This is a genomic window from Curtobacterium sp. MCLR17_055 (assembly GCF_003234305.1).
GTDB classification, from domain to species: domain Bacteria; phylum Actinomycetota; class Actinomycetes; order Actinomycetales; family Microbacteriaceae; genus Curtobacterium; species Curtobacterium flaccumfaciens.
On sequence record NZ_QKSX01000007.1, the window covers coordinates 70,293 to 92,232 of the forward strand.

The 21,940-nt window shown below is 70.7% G+C and carries 19 protein-coding genes and 1 tRNA gene; 13 read left to right on the forward strand and 7 right to left on the reverse strand.

The genetic code is table 11. The features are described from left to right. The first annotated feature begins 34 nt into the window (after nucleotides 1-34). The 9 genes from DEJ09_RS07840 to DEJ09_RS07880 all read left to right on the forward strand — a co-directional run bounded on the left by DEJ09_RS07840 (nucleotide 35) and on the right by DEJ09_RS07880 (nucleotide 10,335). The gene (locus DEJ09_RS07840; protein WP_017888681.1) at nucleotides 35-1,300 is read left to right on the forward strand and encodes an aspartate kinase; all 1,266 of its coding nucleotides are present in this window, start codon (nucleotides 35-37) and stop codon (nucleotides 1,298-1,300) included. A 43-nt stretch (nucleotides 1,301-1,343) separates the two neighbouring features. Next, nucleotides 1,344-2,396 carry an aspartate-semialdehyde dehydrogenase gene (locus DEJ09_RS07845; protein WP_071405015.1) on the forward strand — a complete coding sequence of 351 codons (1,053 nt, stop codon included), beginning with the start codon at nucleotides 1,344-1,346 and terminating at the stop codon, nucleotides 2,394-2,396. Between the two features lie 98 nt (nucleotides 2,397-2,494). Further along, complete coding sequence (locus tag DEJ09_RS07850) at nucleotides 2,495-3,982, forward strand: malate:quinone oxidoreductase (protein WP_111029411.1); 1,488 nt, start codon at nucleotides 2,495-2,497, stop codon at nucleotides 3,980-3,982. Nucleotides 3,983-4,040: 58 nt separating this feature from the next. Next, complete coding sequence (locus tag DEJ09_RS07855; protein ID WP_111088128.1) at nucleotides 4,041-5,195, forward strand: Rv2578c family radical SAM protein; 1,155 nt, start codon at nucleotides 4,041-4,043, stop codon at nucleotides 5,193-5,195. A 170-nt stretch (nucleotides 5,196-5,365) separates the two neighbouring features. Continuing rightward, entirely contained in the window at nucleotides 5,366-6,586 is a 1,221-nt protein-coding gene (locus DEJ09_RS07860) for a sensor histidine kinase (protein ID WP_111088129.1), read from the forward strand. Then, nucleotides 6,583-7,848: a hypothetical protein gene (locus DEJ09_RS07865; protein WP_111088130.1), complete on the forward strand. Its 1,266-nt coding sequence runs from the start codon at nucleotides 6,583-6,585 to the stop codon at nucleotides 7,846-7,848. The genes DEJ09_RS07860 and DEJ09_RS07865 overlap by 4 nt, the downstream gene beginning before the upstream one ends. Further along, the gene (locus DEJ09_RS07870) at nucleotides 7,835-8,536 is read left to right on the forward strand and encodes a response regulator transcription factor (protein WP_035808846.1); all 702 of its coding nucleotides are present in this window, start codon (nucleotides 7,835-7,837) and stop codon (nucleotides 8,534-8,536) included. Before DEJ09_RS07865 ends, DEJ09_RS07870 begins: the two co-directional genes overlap by 14 nt. Beyond that, the gene (locus DEJ09_RS07875) at nucleotides 8,536-9,162 is read left to right on the forward strand and encodes a thymidine kinase (protein WP_111054437.1); all 627 of its coding nucleotides are present in this window, start codon (nucleotides 8,536-8,538) and stop codon (nucleotides 9,160-9,162) included. The genes DEJ09_RS07870 and DEJ09_RS07875 overlap by 1 nt, the downstream gene beginning before the upstream one ends. A 129-nt stretch (nucleotides 9,163-9,291) precedes the next feature. Then, nucleotides 9,292-10,335 (forward strand): LLM class flavin-dependent oxidoreductase, encoded by a 1,044-nt coding sequence (locus DEJ09_RS07880; protein WP_111029414.1) that lies wholly within the window; start codon nucleotides 9,292-9,294, stop codon nucleotides 10,333-10,335. Nucleotides 10,336-10,410: 75 nt separating this feature from the next. Here the strand turns inward: DEJ09_RS07880 and DEJ09_RS07885 are convergent, their stop codons facing one another. From DEJ09_RS07885 to DEJ09_RS07915, 6 genes are all read right to left on the reverse strand, one after another. Further along, on the reverse strand, nucleotides 10,411-11,028 hold the full coding sequence (locus DEJ09_RS07885; protein ID WP_111038066.1) for a response regulator: 618 nt from the start codon (nucleotides 11,026-11,028) through the stop codon (nucleotides 10,411-10,413). Further along, a complete protein-coding gene (locus tag DEJ09_RS07890; protein ID WP_111088131.1) occupies nucleotides 11,025-11,981 on the reverse strand; it encodes a sensor histidine kinase in 957 nt (318 codons plus the stop codon). Before DEJ09_RS07890 ends, DEJ09_RS07885 begins: the two co-directional genes overlap by 4 nt. A gap of 123 nt (nucleotides 11,982-12,104) precedes the next feature. Further along, nucleotides 12,105-12,590: a hypothetical protein gene (locus tag DEJ09_RS07895; protein WP_111088132.1), complete on the reverse strand. Its 486-nt coding sequence runs from the start codon at nucleotides 12,588-12,590 to the stop codon at nucleotides 12,105-12,107. Between the two features lie 326 nt (nucleotides 12,591-12,916). After that, nucleotides 12,917-12,990 (reverse strand) — tRNA-Pro (locus tag DEJ09_RS07905). A gap of 93 nt (nucleotides 12,991-13,083) precedes the next feature. Next, entirely contained in the window at nucleotides 13,084-14,040 is a 957-nt protein-coding gene (locus DEJ09_RS07910) for a metallophosphoesterase (RefSeq protein WP_111088134.1), read from the reverse strand. After that, on the reverse strand, nucleotides 14,037-16,598 hold the full coding sequence (locus tag DEJ09_RS07915) for a transglycosylase domain-containing protein (protein WP_111088135.1): 2,562 nt from the start codon (nucleotides 16,596-16,598) through the stop codon (nucleotides 14,037-14,039). Before DEJ09_RS07915 ends, DEJ09_RS07910 begins: the two co-directional genes overlap by 4 nt. Nucleotides 16,599-16,648: 50 nt before the next feature. On the opposite strand from DEJ09_RS07915, the gene DEJ09_RS18085 reads away from it, so the two are divergent. Beyond that, the gene (locus DEJ09_RS18085; RefSeq protein WP_181433306.1) at nucleotides 16,649-16,807 is read left to right on the forward strand and encodes a hypothetical protein; all 159 of its coding nucleotides are present in this window, start codon (nucleotides 16,649-16,651) and stop codon (nucleotides 16,805-16,807) included. Then, the gene (locus DEJ09_RS07920; RefSeq protein ID WP_071405006.1) at nucleotides 16,804-17,265 is read left to right on the forward strand and encodes a RidA family protein; all 462 of its coding nucleotides are present in this window, start codon (nucleotides 16,804-16,806) and stop codon (nucleotides 17,263-17,265) included. Before DEJ09_RS18085 ends, DEJ09_RS07920 begins: the two co-directional genes overlap by 4 nt. A gap of 79 nt (nucleotides 17,266-17,344) precedes the next feature. On the opposite strand, the gene acs is transcribed toward DEJ09_RS07920, so the two are convergent. Beyond that, entirely contained in the window at nucleotides 17,345-19,297 is a 1,953-nt protein-coding gene (gene acs / locus DEJ09_RS07925; RefSeq protein ID WP_111088136.1) for an acetate--CoA ligase, read from the reverse strand. 799 nt (nucleotides 19,298-20,096) lie between these two features. On the opposite strand from acs, the gene DEJ09_RS07930 reads away from it, so the two are divergent. Together DEJ09_RS07930 and DEJ09_RS07935 are read left to right on the forward strand one after the other, a co-directional pair. Next, the gene (locus tag DEJ09_RS07930) at nucleotides 20,097-21,026 is read left to right on the forward strand and encodes a CpaF family protein (RefSeq protein WP_110863365.1); all 930 of its coding nucleotides are present in this window, start codon (nucleotides 20,097-20,099) and stop codon (nucleotides 21,024-21,026) included. Next, nucleotides 21,023-21,856 carry a type II secretion system F family protein gene (locus tag DEJ09_RS07935; protein WP_181433307.1) on the forward strand — a complete coding sequence of 278 codons (834 nt, stop codon included), beginning with the start codon at nucleotides 21,023-21,025 and terminating at the stop codon, nucleotides 21,854-21,856. The genes DEJ09_RS07930 and DEJ09_RS07935 overlap by 4 nt, the downstream gene beginning before the upstream one ends. Nucleotides 21,857-21,940 lie beyond the last annotated feature (84 nt).

Here is a 21,940-nt window from a genome sequence, read left to right on the forward strand (position 1 = left end):
CTCGCGGTGTCGCCGTCTCCGGGAGTACCAGCCAGTGGCCTTGATCGTGCAGAAGTTCGGTGGTTCATCCGTCGCGGACGCCGAGAGCATCAAGCGCGTGGCGAAGCGGATCGTCGAGACGAAGAAGGCCGGCAACGACGTGGTCGTGGCGGTGTCGGCGATGGGCGACACCACCGACGAACTCGTCGACCTGGCGCACTCCGTCACGCCGATCCCCGCCGGCCGTGAGCTCGACATGCTCCTGACCGCGGGGGAGCGCATCTCGATGGCGCTGCTCGCGATGGCGATCAAGAGCCTCGGGGTCGAAGCGTCCTCCTACACCGGCAGCCAGGCCGGCATGCTCACCGACGCCCAGCACGGCAAGGCCCGCATCGTCGACGTCACCCCGAAGCGCGTGCGCGAGGCGCTCGACTCCGGTCACGTCGCGATCGTCGCCGGGTTCCAGGGCTTCAACCGCACCACGGGCGAGATCACCACGCTCGGCCGTGGCGGCTCGGACACCACGGCCGTCGCCCTCGCCGCAGCACTCGACGCCGACGTCTGCGAGATCTACACCGACGTCGACGGCATCTTCACCGCCGACCCCCGCGTCGTGCCGAAGGCCCGCAAGGTCGACCGCGTCACCAGCGAGGAGATGCTCGAGCTCGCAGCCTCGGGTGCCAAGGTCCTGTACATCCGCGCCGTCGAGTACGCCCGGCGGCACGGCGTCACCCTGCACGTCCGGTCCTCGTTCAACAACAACGAGGGCACCATCGTCTACAACCCTGCCGAGGGGGAAACCGTGGAAGAACCGATCATCACCGGGATCGCCGGAGACCTCTCCGAGGGCAAGATCACCGTCGTGGGGGTCCCGGACCAGCCGGGCAAGGCCGCCGAGATCTTCACCAACGTGGCACGCGCCGGGGCGAACATCGACATGATCGTCCAGAACGTGTCGGCAGCGTCGACCGGGCGGACGGACATCTCGTTCACCCTGCCGAAGGACCAGGGCCAGACCGTGCTGACGGCGCTCGAGGTCGCGAAGGCCGACATCGGCTACGAGAGCATCCAGTACGACGACCAGATCGGCAAGCTCGCCCTGGTCGGCGCCGGCATGCGCACGAACGCCGGCGTCTCGGCGCAGCTCTTCCGCGCCCTGCACGACGCGTCGATCAACATCGAGATGATCTCCACGTCCGAGATCCGCATCTCGGTCGTCACCCGCGCCGACACCCTGAACGAGGCGATGCGCGTCGTGCACAGCGCGTTCGGCCTCGACGCCGACGCCGAGGCCGTCGTCTACGCCGGCACCGGCCGCTGACGCCCGCCGACCCGTCGATCCGCTGAACCACCAGGAGCACCGCATGAGCACCCTCACCGTCGCCGTCGTCGGCGCCACCGGCCAGGTCGGCGCCGTGATGCGTCGCCTGCTCGAAGAGCGCGCGTTCCCGGCCGACCGGGTCCGCTTCTTCGCGAGCGCCCGTTCCGCCGGCACGACGCTGCCGTTCCGGGGCGAGCAGATCGTGGTCGAGGACTCCGAGCTCGCCGACCCGTCCGGCATCGACATCGCGCTGTTCTCCGCCGGGGCCACCGCCTCGCGGGCGCTCGCGCCGAAGTTCGCCGCCGCCGGGGCACTCGTCGTCGACAACTCGAGCGCCTGGCGCATGGACCCCGACGTCCCGCTCGTCGTGAGCGAGGTGAACCCGCACGCCATCGACCAGGCGCCGAAGGGGATCATCGCGAACCCGAACTGCACGACCATGGCGATCATGCCGGTGCTCAAGGTGCTCGACACCGAGTCCGGGCTCCGCCGACTCGTCGCCACGACCTACCAGGCGGTCTCGGGTTCCGGGCTCGCCGGGGTCGAGGAACTCCTGGGCCAGGCGAAGGCCGCGCTCGAGCAGGACACCGCTGCGCTGACGCACGACGGGTCCGCCGTGACGTTCCCCGAGCCCGTCAAGTACGTCCGCCCGATCGCCTTCGACGTCGTGCCGCTCGCCGGCAGCATCGTCGAGGACGGCCTGGGCGAGACCGACGAGGAGAAGAAGCTCCGGAACGAGAGTCGGAAGATCCTCGAGCTGCCCGACCTGCTCGTCGCCGGCACTTGCGTGCGCGTCCCCGTGTTCACCGGGCACTCCATCTCGGTGCACGCCGAGTTCGAGCGTCCGCTGTCGCCCGAACGTGCGACCGAGATCCTGTCGAGCGCACCCGGGGTCGAACTCTCCGACGTCCCGACCCCGCTGCAGGCCGCCGGCCAGGACCCGGCGTTCGTCGGCCGCATCCGCGCGGACCAGTCCGCGCCCGAGGGCCGCGGCCTCGTGCTGTTCGTCAGCAACGACAACCTGCGGAAGGGTGCCGCGCTCAACGCGGTGCAGATCGCCGAGACGATCGTCGCGCGCCGCTCCGTCGACGCGTAGTGCGCCCCGAGCGCGACCAGCAGACGGACAGGAGGCCCGTGGCGACACCGCCACGGGCCTCCTGTCCGTCTGTCGGATGCCGCCGGTAGGATCGACGGGTGGCAGAGCAGCAGGTGGACCCCATCGACGTCGTCCTGATCGGCGGAGGCATCATGAGTGCCACGCTCGGGGCCATCATCCACAAGCTCGAGCCGAGCTGGAAGATCCGCGTGTACGAGCGGCTCGGCACGGTGGCGCAGGAGTCCTCGAACCCGTGGAACAACGCGGGCACCGGCCACTCGGCACTGTGCGAGCTGAACTACACGCCGGAACTGCCGGACGGCCGCGTCGACATCGCGAAGGCCGTCACGGTCAACGAGCAGTTCCAGGTCTCGCGGCAGTTCTGGGCGCACCTGGTCGAGACCGGCGTGCTGCCGGAGCCCACGAACTTCATCAACCCCACGCCGCACATCTCCTTCGTGTGGGGCGAGGCCAACGTCGCCTACATGCGCGCCCGGTACGAGGCCATGCGGGACCACCCGCTCTTCGCGGGCATCGAGTTCTCGGACGACCCGGCGCAGATCCGGAAGTGGGCACCGGCGCTCATCCCCGGCCGCAAGAAGGACCAGCCGATCGCGGCGACCTACTCGGCAGCCGGCTCGGACGTCGACTTCGGGTCGCTCACCCGCCAGCTCTTCGACCAGCTCGAGATCGACGGTGTCGAGTTCGAACCCTCGCACCAGGTCACCAACCTGACCCGCTCGAAGGTGTCCGAGGGCTGGGTGCTCAACGTCCGCAACGAGATCGGCCGGTCGACGCAGCGCATCGCCGCGAAGTTCGTCTTCGTCGGTGCCGGCGGCGGAGCCCTGCACCTGCTGCAGAAGTCCGGCATCCCGGAGATCCGGGGCTACGGCGGCTTCCCGGTGTCGGGCGAGTTCCTGCGCACCGACGACCCCGAGGTGGTGCAGAAGCACTCCGCCAAGGTCTACGGCAAGGCCAGTGTCGGTGCCCCGCCGATGTCGGTGCCGCACCTCGACACCCGTATCGTCGACGGTGGGTCGTCGCTGATGTTCGGGCCGTACGCGGGGTTCAGCCCGAAGTTCCTGAAGCAGGGCTCGGTCCTCGACCTGTTCCGCTCGATCCGACCGCACAACCTCCGCCCGATGCTGAGCGTCGCGTTCTCGAACTTCGACCTGGTCCGCTACCTGGTCGGCCAGCTCCTCGCGTCGAAGCACACCAAGTTCGAGGCGCTCCGCGACTTCATGCCGAGCGCCGAGCCCGAGAACTGGCACCGCATCACCGCGGGGCAGCGTGTCCAGGTGATCAAGCCCGACAAGGACAAGGGCGGTGTGCTGCAGTTCGGCACCGAGGTCATCACCGCCGCCGACGGCTCGATCGCCGGCCTGCTCGGGGCGTCGCCGGGTGCCTCGACCGCCGTGCCGATCATGCTCACGATGCTGCGCCGGTGCTTCCCGGACCGGTGGGACGGCTGGCAGGACGACGTCCGCGCGATGGTGCCGACCTACGGGCAGGACCTGGGGGACGACCCGGCTCTGGCCGACGCCACGCTCGAGCGCACGGCGAAGGTGCTCGGCCTGCACCACTGAGACCTGTCGTGGTCCGCTCGGGTTTGCGGTCTGTTCGAACGTGTGTTCGAATGACGGCATGCGGTGGAGTGGACAGGCGATCGACGCCGAGCAGAGCGACGCGCTGCCCGGGATGGAATCGAACAGCGGGTTCGTCCGGAGTGTGACGACGCCCGAGTTCGCCGGGGTGACCTTCCACGAGGTCCTGGCGAAGAGCGCCCTGAACCGGGTGCCGAGCGCGGACGGGTCGGGGACCTACGGCTGGACGATCAACCCGTACCGCGGGTGCAGCCACGCCTGCGTGTACTGCTTCGCCCGCCCGACCCACACCTACTTGGAGTTCGACGGCGGCGCCGACTTCGACCAGCAGATCGTGGTGAAGACGAACGTCGCCGACGTGCTGCGTCGTGAGCTCGGCAAGCCCTCGTGGGACCGTCACCCGGTGGCGCTCGGCACGAACACCGACCCGTACCAGCGGGCCGAGGGGCGGTACCGGCTGATGCCCGGCGTGATCGAGGCGCTGGCGGAGTCGCGCACCCCGTTCAGCATCCTCACGAAGGGCACGCTGCTGCGCCGCGACCTGCCGTTGCTGGCCGAGGCGGCGAAGGTGGTGCCGGTCGACCTCGCGATGTCGATCGCCGTGTACGACGACTCGCTGCAGCAGTCCGTCGAGTCCGGCACCCCGACGACGTCGGCCCGGCTGGCGACCGTGCGGGCCATCCGCGACGCGGGGCTCGACTGCGCGGTGTTCCTGATGCCGGTGCTGCCGTACATCACCGACACCCGGGCGCACCTCGACGACGCCATCGGTCGGGCGACCGCGGCCGGCGCGACGAGCATCATGTACTCGGCGCTGCACCTGCGGCCGGGCGTCAAGCCGTGGTGGTTCGAGTGGCTCGGCCGCGAGCGACCCGACCTGGTGCAGCGGTACCGCGCGATGTACCTCGACAACACCTACGCGCCGAAGGACTACCGACGGTGGCTGTCGGAGCGCATCCGCCCGATCCTGGCGGCGCACGGGGTCGGACTGGGGCGAGTGGACCCGGCGACGGGGTCGATGGGCTTCTCGGAACCGCGGACGCTGCAGCCGGGGACGCCGCAGGGGCTGGGCCCGGGCGTGCCACAGGCGCTGCCGCAGGAGCAGTCGGTGCCGACGGTGTCACCGCTGAAGCGCGCCGACCCCGGGTTCGACCAGCGGCTGCTCCGGCCGGCTGCGGCGCAGACGCTGTTCTGAGGGGCGTCCGTCCGGGTCGTGTCCGGTCCACGTTCGGGGGACAGCAAGACCCCGGTCCGGGCCGCTATCATCGTGCGGGTCGCCGCACGGCCCCGGATTCGGGGTACACGGCCGCTGCTCCGGTGGTTGGATCGTGGACGGCGCCCTCGCCACCCGGAAGGATCCACCTCGTGCTCGGCATCCCCACGCACCTCGCACCGCGAGTGAACGCGTGGTCGACCGTGCGCGCATTCCACGCCGGCGCCATCGGCTCGCTGTTGGCCGCGGCCATCACGCTCGTGCTCTACGGCCTGTCCGAGCCCGGGGTGCAGGTCGTCGGCACGGCGCTGGCGGTCGTCCCGATGCTCGCCATGATCGGCGTGCACGTGCAGTTCGGCAACCGCGTCTCGGCGATCGCCTTCCTGGCCGTCGGCGGTGTCTGCGCCTGGTGGTTCGCCGTCGGGGTCCAGCAGCAGGTGCCGACCGGTTGGGTGACCTCGTACCTGATGTCCCTCGTCGTGATCCCGCTCATCCTGGTCGGGGGAGCAGGCGCCGTGCCGAGCCGCGTCGTGCTGTGGTCCTTCGTCGGCTTCCTGACCGGACGACTCGCCACGTGGATCGCCATCGTGCATGCCGATCAGTCGCCCCGTCCGCTCATCCTCGCCTGGGTCACGCTGGGCTTCGTGGTCGCGCTCGTGCTCTTCACGACCCGCAGCACCGGGCGGAGCGAACGGGTGCAGCCCGAGCTCCTGCGTTCTGCCCGTGAAGAACACGTGTCCGCGTACCGCGCGGGGGTCGAGGCCGAGGCGTCCGCGATCCTGCACGACACCGTGCTCAACCACCTCGGCGCGATCGCCCTCGCGCCGGACGGCCCGATGGACCCGCACCTCGCCGAGACGGTCGACGCCGACGTCGCGGTGCTCACCGGCAAGGGGTGGCTCGCGCCGGCCGCCCGCCCGCGTCCCGGGGCCGCGGCCGAGGCGTTCGGCACCATGGTCGACGAGCACCGGACGCTCGGGCTCGACGTGACCGTCTCGGGTGACACCTCCGCGCTCGAGCGCCTGGACCAGCGTGCGCTGTCGGCGGTGGTCCGGGCCGTCGGCCAGTGCCTGGCCAACGTGCGGAAGCACGCGGGGACCGACGCCGCAGAGGTCAGCGTGTTCGACGACAGCGCGTCCTGCACCGTCATGGTGGTCGACGACGGTCGTGGGTTCGACGAGGACGCCACCGGAGCCGACCGGATGGGCCTCCGCGGTTCGGTGCGTGAGCGGATCGGCCGGGTCGGCGGTGACGTCCAGATCTGGTCGTCGCCCGGTTCCGGCACGAGCGTGATGATGACCGTGCCGTACGGACCGGTCACCGGCGCGGTCACCGTGCCGGCGGTCAGCGACGACCGGGGGATCGAGCGATGACGGCGGCTCGGCAGCGCGGGTCCCGCCGCACCGCCCAGCAGTACGACCCGCTCGGCGCGATGGGGTCGCGGCCACTGGCCGTCGTGCTCGGTGCCGGCAGCGTCGTCTGGGCACTGCTCGTGTCGATCTTCGACCGCGACGTCGTGGGCAGCCCCACCCTCAGTGCCCTCACCGTGCTGCTCGTCGCGGCCTCGGCGGTGGTGGTGCTCGCTGCCTCGAGCCCGTTCCGTGCGCCGTTCCCACGGTCGGCGTTCGTCGCGCACGTCGGGTTGCTCGGCCTGGCGTCGGTCACGAGCGTCGCGGCGCAGTGGGGGCCGGACCGCAGTGCCCTGAACGACTTCATGTCCCTGATCACCGCGACCGGCATCGTCATGGTCGCGCCGTACCGCCCGTGGACCGACCTGACGATCGGCGGGTTCGTGCTGGCCGCGGTGAACGCCGTGACCTGGGGCGCGGGCGCCGCGGAGTTCCCGCACGAGGTGCCGGTCGCCGTCGCGGCGTTCCTGGCCGCGGCCCCGACGCTCGTGCTGACCGCCGCGTCCGCGGTGTTCGCCTGGACCTTCGCGGGGCTCGCCGAACGGGTGCAGATCCGTGCCGGGTCGTACTCCGTCGCACGCGCCGAGCGGGACGGCATCGCGGCGAGCGTGCAGCAGGACCGCTCGACGATCCTGTCCCGCGACGTCGCCCCGTTCTTCGCCGAGCTCCGCACGCGCGTGGTCATCACCGACGCCGACCGTGCCCGGGCCCGTGCGATCGCCGACGGCATCCGGGCGTCCATGGTCGCCGACGCCGACCGCACCTGGTTCGAGCACGCCGTCCGGGTCGACGGCGGTCAGGCGCCGGTGGTCGACGACCCCGACGGCCTGATCGCGACGCTCGACACCGACCAGCGGGCGGTCGTCCGCACCTTCGTCCGTGCGGCCCTCCGTGCCTCGACCGTCGACCCGGCCGGCTTCCGCGCGACGGTGCGACGAGCGGACACTCTGGCGGACCCGGCACCCCGGGCCCGCCCGGCGGACCACGCGGCCCCGGCGGACCACGCGGCCCCCGCGGCCCGGGCAGCCCTGGCGGCCCGACCCGCGCAGGCACCCGCACCCGGCCGTGTGTCCGTCGACGTGGAGCTCGCCGTCGCGGACTCCGACATCGGCATCCACCGCACCTTCGACCCCTACTTCGCCGTCCTCCGCGTGACGTTCCCCGACCTCGACGTCGCGGTCCGCCCTTCCGCCCTCGCACTAAGGTTCTCCTATGACCAGCACTGACCCGAACAGGCTCTCGGAGGGGTCGCCGTCCCTCCCGAACCCGGGAGCACGACGTGTGCGGCTGGCCATCCTCGACGACCACGAGGTGCTGCTGGACAGCCTGTCGAGCTGGATCGCGGTGAACGCGTTCGACTTCGACCTGGCCCTGACCGCGCACACCTGGCTCGAGATGGTCCACAGCGACAGCTTCCCGACCGACCTGGTGTTCCTCGACTTCCAGCTCAAGGAACCGGTCTCCATCGAGGCCCGCGTCCGCACCTGCCGTGCCGCCGGCGCGAAGGTGATCGTGCTCTCGAGCGTCGACAGCCGTGAGTCCCGCGACCGTGCCCTGGCCGCCGGCGCCGCGGCGTTCCTGTCGAAGTCGTTGCCGATGCGCGAGGTCATGGACGTCGCCCGCGAGATCATGGGCGTCGCCCGCGAGACCCCGCAGCCCCGGGAGTGGCGTCCGTTGCCGACGGGTGCCGCCGCGCACCAGCGGCCGAAGCTCAGCGCCGGTGAGGAAGAGGCGCTGCGGCTCTACGTGTCCGGCTACTCGACGAACGAGGTCGCCGCGCAGATGAACGTGCAGTACGAGACCGCCAAGACCTACCTGCGTCGCGTACGCGAGAAGTACAGCAAGGTGGGCCGCCCCGCCTCGAAGAAGTCCGACCTCATCCGTCGGGCCGCCGAGGACGGGTTCCTCGCGTAGTGGCGAAGCTCTACTTCCGCTACGGCGCGATGAACAGCGGCAAGAGCACGGGCTTGCTGCAGGCGGCCTACAACTACGAGGAGCGCGGGCACCGGGTTCTGCTCGCCAAGCCCGCGGTGGACACCAAGGGCGACCGTGAGATCGTCTCCCGCCTCGGCGTCACCCGGACCGTCGACATCGTGTTCTCCCCGGACGCCGACGTGCGGCAGGCGGTGACCGCCGCCGGTGCGGTCGACCCCGAGTCGGACCGGCTGGACGGGATGGTGCGGCCCGTCAGTTGCGTGCTCGTCGACGAGGCGCAGTTCCTCACCCCGCAGCAGGTCGACGACCTGCTGCGCATCGCGGTGCTCGACGAGATCCCGGTCATCACCTACGGCATCCGCACGGACTTCCGCACCGAGGCGTTCCCCGGAAGCGCCCGCCTGCTCGAGGTCGCGCACTCCCTCGAAGAGCTGAAGACCATCTGCCGCTGCGGCCGCAAGGCGGTCTTCAACGCCCGGACGGTCGACGGCCGGTTCGTCTTCGACGGCTCCCAGGTCGCGATCGACGGCGTCGACGTCGCCTACGAGTCGCTCTGCGCCAACTGCTACCTGACGGAGTCCGGCGGCCGCCTCGACGGCGCCTGACCGCTCGTGCCGGCGTGCGTCCGGTCCGCACCCAGCAGACGGACTGGAGGCCCGTGGCGGCGCCGCCACGGGCCTCCAGTCCGTCGCGTGCACAGGAATGCCCGTGCGCCGGCGTGTGTTGGTGACCACATGACCGACGACACCCTGCACCTGTCCGTCCTCGACCTGGCCACCCGCGAGTACGGCCAGTCCAACACCGAGGCCCTGCAGGGGTCCATCGACATGGCCGTGCGCGCCGAGCAGCTCGGGTACGAGCGGTTCTGGGTCGCCGAACACCACGGGATGCCGGGCATCACGTCCTCGGCCCCGGCGGTGCTGCTGAGCGCCGTGGGCGCGGCCACCTCGACCATCCGCATCGGGTCCGGTGGCGTCATGCTGCCGAACCACGCGCCCCTCGTCGTCGCCGAGCAGTTCGGCACCCTCCGTGCCCTGTACGGCGACCGGGTCGACCTCGGGCTGGGGCGCGCTCCCGGCACCGACGGCGCGACGGCGATGGCCCTCCGCCGCACCGACCGACTCGACGTCGACGACTTCCCGGACCGCCTGGCCGACCTGATCGGGTTCTTCACCGGCATGGGCGCGGAGAACCCGCTGGCGGGCATCCGCGCCGTGCCGGGCTACGGCGACGTGCCGGAGTTCTGGCTGCTCGGGTCCTCCGGCTACAGCGCCCAGGTCGCCGGTGCGCTCGGCATCTCGTTCGCCTTCGCCCACCACTTCGCGTCCGACAACACCGAGGCGGCACTCGCCCTGTACCGCGACTCGTTCCGTCCGTCGCGCTTCCGCCAGACGCCGAACGCGCTGATCGGTGTGCAGGTCGTCACCGACGAGGACCCCGCCGTCATCGACGAGCAGAGCGCCCCGGGCATGATCTCCTTCATCCGGATGCGCTCCGGCCGGAAGCCCGAACCGGTCTCGATGGACGAGGCGCGTGCGTACGAGTTCAACGACCTCGAGCGTCGCTTCATCGCGGCCCGCACCGAGCGTCAGGCCTACGGCAACGCCGAGCAGGTCGCGGAGAAGATCAACGCGCTCGTGGCGTCGACCGGGGCGAACGGCGTGATCGTGTCGCCCGGTGCTGCGCAGGCGCGGTACCGGCACCAGGCGCTCGACGTCGTGGCCGGGCTGCACGCGGCCGGCAAGCTCGTGCCCGCGGGTGCGTCGGTCTCCGTCTAGGTCGCTTCGTGAGCAGGAATGGTCGGGTGTCCGCTGGGCACCCGACCATTGCTGCTCACGAAGTTCCGTGGCGCCTCAGGTGAGCAGGCCCAGGCGCGTGGCTGCGGCGACCGCCCCGACGCGGGAACCGACGTCGAGCTTGCGGAAGACGTTGTAGACGTGCCGCTTGACGGTGCCGATCGCGAGCTGCAGGTCGGCGGCGATCTCGGCGTTGGTGCGCGCGGCGGCGAGGAGTCGCAGGACCTCGAGCTCGCGGTCGCTCAACGGTGAGCCGGCTCGGGCCTCGGTCACCAGGTCGACGGGGAACGTGACGGGTGCCGCGTCGGCATGTGCGGCCCGCGCGATCCGGTCGACGAGTTCGCGGCTCGGGGTGTCCTTCGTGACGAAGTCGACCGCGCCGGCATCGAGCAGGGTGCGGCGGAGGACGGCATCCCGGTGCATCGTGAGCACCACCACCCGGATGTCCGGGCGGGTGCGGCGAACCGTGGCGATCGTCGTCCGTGCCGGCGGGCCGTCCAGCTCGACGTCGAGCAGCAGGACGTCGATCGCGGCGGCCTCGGGGGAGTCGAGCACCTCGGCCGGTCGCTCGCCGTGCGCCACGACGCGGATCGTGGGGACCGCGGCCAGGATCGTGGCGAGTCCTTCGCGGAAGAGCCGGTGGTCGTCGACGATGGCGACGTGGGTGACGGTCACAGGGTGCCCCTCGGGATGGTCAGTCGGACGGTGGTGCCGTGGTCTCGGCTGCCGCGGACGCTCTCGACGTCGAGCCGGGCGCCGATCACCGCCGCACGCTCGCGCATGGTCTGCTGGCCGAGGCGGCCGTCGGCGTCGCTCTCCACGTCGAAGCCCGGTCCGTCATCGGCGACCGTCACCACCAGCGCTGCGGGTGACCAGAGGAAGCGCACCGAAGCCGTCGATCCACGCGCGTGCTTGCTGCGGTTCGTGAGCGCCTCGAGCAGGATCGTCAGCGCTTCCTCGGCCTGCCAGTTCGGCAGGGGACCGGCGACACCGGTCGACTCGATGGACAGGAGGTCGTCGTCGGGGAACAGATCGCGCACGTGCCGTCGGAGCGCGTCGTCGAGCAGGGCATCCCCGACCCGGGCGTGCAGGCTCACTGCGAGGTCCTGGACGTCGCCGAGTGCGCTCCGGAGCAACCGCGCTGCGTCGTCGAGCTGATCGGCTCGTTCGTCCGCCGGTGGATCCGTCAGCAGGACGAGGTCGAGGCGCTGCAGCCCGGCGAGGATGCCGTGGGCGACGCGGTCGTGCAGGTCACGCGCGATCTGCGTCCGGGAGTCCAGGTGCGCCGTGGTGAGGCGTTGGCGTAGTGCCTCCGTGTACGCGACCGCCCCGGCCGGGAACCGGCTCCAGATGCCGGCGTGCAGGGCCCTGGTGGCGCGCAGGACCTCGGCGGTGGAGGCCGCGCCGACCTCGTCGACGAAGACCGGCAGGTAGGCGTCGAACAGCATCTCCGCCGCGAGCATGGCGCCGGCCGGGTGCTGGGCGTGCTCGGCGTGCAGACTGCCGGTCGCCAGGTGCTCGGGGTCGAGGAACGCGTGGCTCACGACGCTGCCGTCGGTCCCTGCGGCGTAGCGCTCGTGGGCCTCGCTGATCATCGAGGCGACGTTGCTCTCGAGACTCTTCGCCATGATGGGATCGGCGCCGAGTTCCGGGAAACGAGCTTGGATCTGCTGGGCTATCGCAGCGAGGTGAGCGCTCGGATACTGCATGACACGCTCAGGTTACCGCAGCGTCTCACTCGCTCTCGCCGGTCAGGGCACTAGCAACACCCTCGCGATCGCGAGGAGGACCGGCACAGCGGAAATCACGACGAGGCCACTGCAACGCGCCCAACACGGCATCTGCGGGCCGAGAGCTGTCGCGTACACGAGCACCGTTGCAGCCGCGATGGCGGGGCTGGACGCAGATACGACCGAGCCCGCCGGGTGCGTGTCCGTAGCCGTTCCGAGCACCGCGAAGAGCGTCAGGAAACCGAACAGCGCGGCAACCGGGATGACCGCGCAGAGCGACCCGATCGTGGCCCACCGTCGCTGCTCGATGGCCGACGGGCTGGTCATCACAAGGCCGTAGATCAGCGACAGGACGGAACAGAGGACCACCGGCAGGAACAGGTGCGGTAGCAATCCTGTCCGGCCCGAAGAGTGCGCGATGAACTGCGCAGCGTTGTGCGCATGCAACGCACTCAGCACGAGTGCGGTGAGGAACGCCAGGACGGAGGCCCATGATCTTGTCGTCACGACAACGCCTCGAAGAGGCTGTACAACGCGATCGTCAACCCGGGCAGGACCGAGAGCACGACCACCGCGGTCGTGTTCCTCGCGTGGCGAGTCCGGCCTCGTCCGGCCAACCGGACCAACTTCGACGTGCAGGCTTCCAGCAAGTCGCGAGCTCGGTACCGGTCGGCGATTGGCATCGCTGTCGAGGCTATCTGCGTCACCGCGGCTGGCGAAGCGGCTGCTGCCTCGTGTGTCGGGAGGTGTAGTCCCGAGTGCCCGACCAGGGGAAAGCAGAAGGCCCTGGTTCCGCAGAACCAGGGCCTTCTTCGTACTGTCTCAACACAGTGTCGGGGTGACAGGATTTGAACCTGCGACCTCCTCGTCCCGAACGAGGCGCGCTACCAAGCTGCGCCACACCCCGCGGTGTGATCACTCCGTACCGGAGCAACCAGACAATACTATCCGATGATCGGGGATGCTCACGACCATCCGGTGAACTCCCGGGCGCGTCGGCTCAGGAAGCTCGTGCGGTCAGGGTGACCACGACGGCCTCGGGCCGGCAGGCGAACCGGACGGGCGCGTAGATCGAGGTGCCGAGACCGGCCGAGACCTCGAGCCACGACCAGTGGTTGCGGTGCTCCCACTTGTGCAACCCGCTGGCGTACCGGCGGGGGAGGTCGCTGTTCGTGACGAGCGCGCCGACCCCGGGGACCGCCACCTGACCGCCGTGGGTGTGCCCGGCGAAGATGATGTCGGCACCCTGGGTCACGAAGGCATCGAGCACGCGACGGTACGGCGCGTGCGTGACACCGATCGCGATGGGAGCGGGGCCGTCCTCGTCCTCGGACCACGGCACGTCGCTGCGCATCTCGTCGACGTTGGTGGGGAGCAGGTCGAGGCGGTCCCAGTCGCGGTGCGCGTCCGAGGTGCCGAACAGCTCGAACCGGGAGCCGCGGAGTTCGATCGCGTGCGCCTGGTCGTTCAGGTCGAGCCAGCCGAGCGACTCGAAGAACGCCGTCTGCCGGTCGATGTCGAGACCGACGGGCTCCGCAGCCTTGTGCATCCGGCTCGGCCCCGAGAAGTACTTGAGCGGGTTGCGCGGGGAGGGCCCGAAGAAGTCGTTCGACCCGTAGGCGAACACACCGGGTACCCCGCGGAACGGCTCGAGCGCGTACTCAACAGCAGCGTTCGCGGTCGCGTGGCCGAGGTTGTCCCCGGTGTTCACGATGAAGTCCGGTTCGACCAGGCTCAGGTCGCGCAGCCACTGCTGCTTGTCGGCCTGCCACGGCGCCATGTGGATGTCGGAGAGGTGCAGGACAGTGACGTCACGGGAACCCGGCGGGAGCACCGGGACAGTCTCCCACCGGATCCCGAAGCGACGCCGCTCGACGAGCGAGCCCCACGCCGCCGAAGCAGCTCCGACGGCCGCGCCGGCAGCGAGGACGCCGAGTGCGGTGCGACCGCGGGTCACTTGCAGTCCTTGGGCGCCTTGCCGTTCTTGTCGCCGTAGAGCTGGATCGTCACGTTGTCGTTCTTGTTCGCCGTGGCGTTGATCGCCGGCTCGACCGCGGCGACCTTGCAGGTCTTGCCACCGCCGCCCTTGGCGTAGCTGTCGGCGAGGGTGACGCTCGTGAACCCGGCATCGTTCAGGGCCGAGCGGGCGTCCCCGAGGGAGTCGCCGCCGATCTCCGGAACGGTCGCCTGGGTGCCGTCGGACGTGTAGACGGTGACGCTCGAACCCGAGGACAGGAGCGCACCCGCCGCCGGGGACGTCGAGGTCACGGAACCGGGGTTCCCCGGGCCGGGACGCGCACCGCCGTCGACGTAGGTGAACCCGGCGCCCGAGATCGCCGCGCGGGCCTCGTCCGCCGTCTTGCCCTGCAGGTTGGGCAGTGCCTTGGCGTTGCCTCGGATCGCGTTCTGCTGCGGGTCCGTGAACGGGCCAGCGGGGTAGATCGCGTTGATCGGGGTCATCGCCTCCCGCCAGACCTTGGCGCGGTCTCCGGCGTACGTTCCGCCGACACCGTTGCTGAAGTGACGGAGGTTGATCTTGCGACCGTCGGTGTTGCCCTGCCAGTAGGCGGTGGCCACGCGCGAACTCGCACCAACGAGCCAGATCTGGTCAGCCTCGTCGGTGGTACCCGTCTTGCCGAACAGCTGGGTGCCGTCAGGCGTCTGCGCGCCCACTGCCGTTCCGCTCCTGATCGTGCCCTTCATTGCATAGATCGCTGCCTGGGCGAAGGCCGGATCGACGGCCTGCTGGCAGTCCTTGGTCTGGCCGCCGAGCTTCTTGCCGGACGGCGACGTGATCTCGTCGATCGCGATCGGCTTGCAGTAGATGCCGTTGTTCGCAACGGCCGCGTACGCCGCAGCCATCGTCATCGGGGCGATCTCGTTCGTGCCCAGGATCGCGGAAGGGTTCTGGTACTGCAGCTCTGCGCCGTCCGCACGGTGGACACCGAGCGACTGCGCGATGTCGCGGATGTCGCAGAGGTCGAGCTTCTGCGCCATCGAGGCGAACGCACCGTTGATCGAGCCGGCGGTGGCGCCCAGCACACTCCAGTTGCCGCCTTCACCGGGAGCGTCGTTCGAGACGTCGAACTTCGTGTAGTCGGTCTGACCGCAGATCGTCCACGGCGTGACCACTCGTTCAGCACCGCTGACGGTCTCGTTCAACCCGTGTCCGGCCTTCACCCAGTCCAGCAGCGTGAACAACTTGTAGGTCGAGCCGGTCTGGAAGCCCTTCGAGCTGCCGTACTTCTCGTCGACGCTGTAGTTCAGCGAGGTCGATGTCGGCGCCGACTTCAAGGACTCGTCGAAGTCCTTGTTCTGTGCCATCGTGATGATTCGGCCGGAGCCAGCCTCGATCGAGTTGAGCGTCGAACCCAGGGCCAGGTTCGTCTCGGCCTTGTTGTCGTAGGTGTTCAGCAGACGCTTCTGCTCGGCGTTCAGGTCGATGTTCAGCGTCGTCTGGATCTTGTAGCCGCCGTTCCGCCACGCGGTGTCGCGAGCCTTCTGCGACGAGCCGAGCTGCGACATCTCGAGCACGACCTTCTTGGCGTAGTCGCAGAAGAACTGCGACCCGTCGCCGACCGAGGCACGGCAGCCCTGCGACGGCTGCGTCAGGTGCACGTAGTCCGCCGGCTTCGACTGGCGGGCCGTGCGGTACTCGGCCTCGGTGAGGTTCTTCTGGGCGTACATCGAACGGAGCACGACGTTGCGTCGGGCGACGTTGGCGTCGTACTTCTTCGGGCTCGACAGGTTGCGCGCCTCGGGGTACTGCACGATCGCGATGAGCGACGCGGCCTCGGCCGGGGTCAGGTCGGTCGCGCTCTTGTTGTAGTAGTGCTGCGCCGCGGCCTGCACGCCGTAGGTCTGGTCGCCGAAGTAGGCGATGTTCAGGTAGGCGGTGAGGATCTCCTTCTTGGAGTACTTCTTCGCCAGCCCGATCGCGAGCTTCATCTCCTCCAGCTTGCGGGGGATGGTCTGCTCGACGGCCTCGTTGTAGGCCTTCTCCTGCTCCTTCTTGGTGGGGAGGTTCAGGGCTTCGTTCATCTTGATGTTGCGGACGAGCTGCATGGTCAGCGTCGACCCACCGCCCGAGTCGCCGAGGCCGCCCGCGATGCTGCCCACACCGGCGCGGATGAGCGACGTCATGTCGACGCCGCCGTGGTCGTAGAAGCGCTTGTCCTCGCCGTCGATCGCCGCGTTCTTCAGCTGGTCGCTGATCTGGTCGAACTTCAGCTCCTGGCGGTTCTGGTCGTACAGGGTGGCGAAGTGCACCGACTTGCCGCCCGAGTACGCGTACAGCTCGTTGCGCTGCGGCAGGTCACCGATCTCGATGTACTCCGGCAGGGACTCGAACACACCGATCGTGGACGTCGTCGTGACACCGGCGACGGCGATGGCCGGGGTGACCCCGATCGTGACGAGCAGGCCGGCGAGGGCACTGAACCCGACGAATCCGATGAAGGCGCCGACTGCTGAGACGGGCTTGGTCCGCGATGCAGACGTCTTCTGGGCAGACATAGGATGCAGCCTAAACGACACCCCCGACTGAAAGGCTGGCAAGGAACCGCATGACTCGCTGGGAGTACTTCACCACGCCGCTGATGATCCACAACACCACCGCGATCCTCAACAACTACGGGGACGAGGACTGGGAGCTGGTCCAGATCGTCACCGGGCCCGAGGGCGGTCTCGTCGCCTACCTGAAGCGCCCCAAGGCCGACGCATGAGCGTCTCCGACCGGCTCGCCGAACTCGGCCTGACGATCCCCGCGGTCGCCGCGCCCGTCGCCGCCTACGTGCCCGCCGTCGTGACGGGCCAGTACGTCTACACGGCGGGCCAGCTGCCCTTCGTCGACGGCGCCCTGCCCGTGACCGGCAAGGTCGGTACCGACGTCGACGCCGAGACCGCTGCCGCGCAGGCTCGCGTGGCCGCGCTGAACGCCCTGGCCGCCGTGCAGTCGGTCGCCGGTTCGCTCGACCGCGTGGCCCGTGTCGTCAAGGTCACGGTCTTCGTCGCGTCGGACCCGTCGTTCACCGGCCAGCCCGGTGTCGCGAACGGCGCGTCGACCCTGGTCGGCGAGGTCTTCGGCGACGCCGGCGTCCACGCGCGGAGCGCGGTGGGCGTCGCGGTGCTCCCGCTGGACGCGCCGGTCGAGGTCGAGCTGGTGGTGGAGCTCACCGCCTGACGGCAGCGACCGACGGAACGAACGTGAGCAGGGCCTCCAGTCTGTATCTGACTGGAGGCCCTGCTTCCGTCTGGCGGGACTACATGAGTTCCGCGATGGTCGCCATGATCGTCGGGTCGGCGAGCGTCGTCGTGTCGCCGATGCGGCGGCCCTCGGCCGCGTCGCGGAGCAGGCGCCGCATGATCTTGCCGGAGCGCGTCTTCGGCAGCTCCGGCACGATGACGACCTGGCGCGGCTTCGCGATCGCGCCGATCCGCTTGCCGACCCAGTTGCGGAGCTCCGCGGAGGCGGTCTCGCGGTCGACGTCTACGGCGGCCTCGGCCGTCAGGATGACGAAGGCGACGACGGCCTGCCCGGTGGTCTCGTCGGCGGCCCCGACCACGGCAGCCTCGGCGACGCCCTCGTGGCCGACCAGGGCGGACTCGATCTCAGCCGTCGACAGGCGGTGTCCCGAGACGTTCATGACGTCGTCGACGCGCCCCTGCACCCAGATGTCGCCCTGCCCGTCGAGCCGCGCGCCGTCGCCGGCGAAGTAGCGGCCGGGGAACCGCGACCAGTACGTCTCGACGAACCGGTCCGGGTCGTTCCAGATCCCGCGGGCCATCGATGGCCACGGCTCGGTGATCGTGAGGTAGCCGCTCTCGCCGGGATCGGCACGGTTGCCGTCGTCGTCGACGATCTCGGCGACGATGCCCGGCAGGGGCGTCTGCGCGGCGCCGGGCTTGAGCTTCGTGACGCCGGGCAGCGCGGAGATCATGATGGCGCCGGTCTCGGTCTGCCACCACGTGTCGACGATCGGCGTGCGGTCGTGGCCGATGACCTGGCGGTACCACTGCCACGCCTCGGGGTTGATCGGTTCGCCGACGCTGCCGAGCAGGCGGAGGGTCTCGAGGCTGCGGGCCTCCGGGATCTCGCGGCCGGCCTTCATCGCTGCGCGGACCGCCGTGGGTGCCGTGTAGAGGACGGTGACGCCGTACGCGTCGACGAGGTCCCACCAGCGGCCGGGCTTCGGCTCGTCGGGGGTGCCCTCGTAGAGCACCTGCGTGACGCCGTTGGCGAGCGGGCCGTAGACGACGTAGGAGTGGCCGGTGATCCAGCCGATGTCGGCGGTGCACCAGTAGACGTCCTTCTCCGGGTGCATGTCGAAGACGTTCTTGTGCGTGTACGCCGCCTGGGTCAGGTAGCCGCCGGAGGTGTGCACGATGCCCTTCGGCTTCCCGGTCGTGCCCGAGGTGTACAGGATGAACAGCGGGGTCTCGGCGGGGAACGCCTGGGCCTCGTGGGTCGGCGCCGCCTTCGCCAGCTCGTCGTGCCACCAGACGTCGCGGTCGTTCCAGGCGATGTCGTTGCCGCCGCGCTTGACGACCAGGACGTGCTCGACCGTGTCCGTGCCCTCGCCGGTCAGCGCCTCGTCGACTGCGGGCTTGAGCGGTGAGACGGCACCGCGCCGCCACCCGCCGTCCGCGGTGACGACGAGCTTCGCGCCGGCGTCCTCGATGCGGGCACGGAGGCTCTCCGCGCTGAACCCGCCGAAGACGACCGAGTGCACGGCACCGATACGGGCGACAGCGAGCATCGTCACGACGGCCTCGGGGATGAGTGGCAGGTACACGACCACCCGGTCGCCCTGGCCCACGCCGAGGTCGGTGAGCATGTTCGCGGCGCGCTGCACCTCGGCGGTCAGCTCGGCGTAGGTGATCCGACGCGTGTCGCCGGGAGCGCCCTCGAAGTGGATCGCCACCCGGTCGCCGTTGCCGGCGCGGACGTGTCGGTCGAGGCAGTTCTCGGCGACGTTGAGCGTGCCGTCGGCGAACCACTTCGCGAACGGGGCGCCTGACCAGTCCAGGGTCTGCGTGAACGGGGTGCGCCAGTCGAGCAGGGAGCGGGACTGCTCGGCCCAGAACGCCTCGCGGTCGGCTGCTGCCGCGTGGTGGAGGTCCTCGCCGGCGACCGCGTCGGCCACGAACTCGGGCGGCGGTGCGAAGGTCGCTCCGTCGTCGCCTCGGGGGTCGGACTGGGTCGGAGTGGACATCGATGTCCTTTCGCGTCGTTGCGGCCTCTGGTGGCATCCGTCGTGGATGCATGCGTGCGTCCGCCGTGGATGCGTGCGTGCATCCGCGGCGGGTGCGTGCGAGCATCCGTCGCCGGTGCCTGCGTGCATCCGGAGACTACCCCTCGGCCGGGTCGGGGCGCGGCACGCCCGGAGGTCGTGTCCGGGGTTGCCCTGGAGGGCCGATCGTGGGGTACAGTAGATCCCGCTGGACTCGTTTCCGGCGGCATCGAATCGGATTCCCCCCAATCCCTCGATGTCAAGGCGGCACCTGTTCCCCCCAACCGGTGCCGCCTCTTCTGTTTCCCGGGGTCCGACTCGAGCGATGGTGGCTCGTCGGGCTCCGCCGTGTGCCCCGATCCGCGCAGGCACGCCGGTCGCGTGGACAGACCGGTCCATGCTCGTGCATGCATTCTGCATGTTCTTGCGTAGCAGGTGCTACGCACAGTCCGGCCGGGCGAAGCGGGGGTGGTGGGTAGCCCTGAGCGCGTCGGTGTCGCATCATCGACCGGGGTACGGCTTTCCGTTTCGGGGGACAAACCGGTCCGTTGGTGGGGCACTCCGACGTTGTCCACAGAAGTGGGGACCGTCCCGGCTGAGGGCTGACGTGCTCCCTACCGTCGGCGGCATGCCCCTGCACCGTGCTCCACTGCTTCCCCGCGCGTCGGCGCCGTCCGCGTCGACATCGCCTGCGTTCTCGGTGCCGGCACCGGCGCGGGCGCATGTTCCGTCGGCGCCGTTCCTGCCCGGAGCAGCGCCGCCGGCTCGTCGCCGGGCGTCCGTGGTCGTCGAGTTCGAGGAACTCGCCGCCCTGGTGGCCGATGCCACCGTGACGGACGTCCTGGTGGTCGGTGGCGTGGGCACGTGGGTCGACCGCGGCACCGGCCTCGAAGCCGTCCAGCCGCGACTGACCGAGGCGCGTGCCCGCGAACTCGCGACCCGACTCGTCGCGCTCGGCGGGCGCCACGTCGACGAGACCACCCCGTGCGCGGACGTCCGGCACGGGGACGGCGTCCGGGTCCACGTCGTCCTCGCCCCGGTGTCCGTCGGGGGCACCGCCGTGTCGATCCGACTGCCACAGGTCCATCGACCCTCCCTCGCCACCCTCGAACGCGGCGGGACCTTCGCGTTCGTCCCGCGGTCGGTCGTCGAGGACGCCGTCGCTGCGCGCCGGAACGTCCTGGTCACCGGCGCGACCGGCAGCGGCAAGACCACCCTGCTCGCGGCGATGCTCGGGAACGTCCCCGTCGACGAGCGGATCGTGACGGTGGAGGACGTCGCGGAGCTCCGGATCGCCCATCCGCACGTCGTCGCGCTCGAGGCGCGGCAGGCGAACGCCGAGGGGGTCGGCGCACTCGGACTCGACCGGCTCGTGCGCGAGGCGCTGCGGATGCGCCCCGACCGGATCGTCGTGGGGGAGTGCCGCGGCGCCGAGGTCCGTGAACTCCTCTCCGCCCTGAACACCGGGCACGACGGGGGAGCCGGCACCGTGCACGCCAACGGCATCGCCGACGTGGCCGCGCGCCTCGAAGCACTCGGGGCACTCGCCGGCCTCGGTGCCGAGGCGCTCGCCCGGCAGGCCGTCAGCGCGTTCGACCTGGTCCTGCACGTGGAGCGACGCGCAGGCCAGCGGCGGCTCGGTGGCGTGGGCACGTTGTGCGTCGGCCCGGACGGGAGGCTCGAGGTGCGCCCGGTGGACGGGCTGCGGTGAGACGACCCACACCCGACGGCCCGGCGCGGGTGGCCGGGGTGCTCGACCGGGTGGCGACGCTGGTCGCGGCAGGCGTCCCGCCGCCGCGAGCCTGGCGGCTCGTCGGCGGGCTGCCCGGGGTCGGAGGACCCGCCCAGCAGGACATCCTCGTCGTCCTCCGCGTCGCGGACCGGACGGGAGCGCCCGTCGCGGAGACCCTCCGCGGGCTCGCCGGCGCGCTCCGACGAGCCGCGGCATCGGACCGGGCGATCCGGGTCGCCCTGGCGGGCCCGCGGACGAGCGCCCGGGTCGTGCTCGCGCTGCCGCTCTTCGGGTTGGGGCTCGGTGCGGCCTGGGGTGCCGGTGCCGTCGAGGTCCTGGTCGGTTCACCGGCCGGTTGGGCGTGCTCGTGCACCGCGGCCGCCCTCGTCCTGGCAGGGCGACGGTGGACCGCCCGGCTGGTCCGTTCCGCGACCCCCGACGGCCGAGTCCCCGGGGTACTCCTCGACGCCTGGGCCGTGGCGGTCGCCGGAGGCGGGTCGTGGACCACCGCCGGGCAGGCAGTCGCCGAGGCGTCCGCGGGAGCCGCTCCGCCCGCCGGGGACGTGCACCGGCTGCGGGAAGTCCTCGACCTCGCCCGGCGTGCGGGGGTGCCCGCCGCGGGGTTGCTCCGCCGCGCCGCCGAGGACGTGCGTGACGAGGCCGCTGCCGACGGGCTCGTGGCGGCGGAACGACTGGCCGTCCGACTGGTGCTGCCACTCGGGGTCTGCATCCTGCCGGCGTTCGTGCTCGTGGGGGTGGTGCCCGTCGTGGTCGGGGTCCTCTCCTCCACGGTGGGCGGGGCCGCGTGACCTGTCCACAGATGGCGCCGAGGCCTCCTCGTCGACACCCCAGCCAGGACACGCTGGTCCCACCGAACAGAAAGGACGGACTCC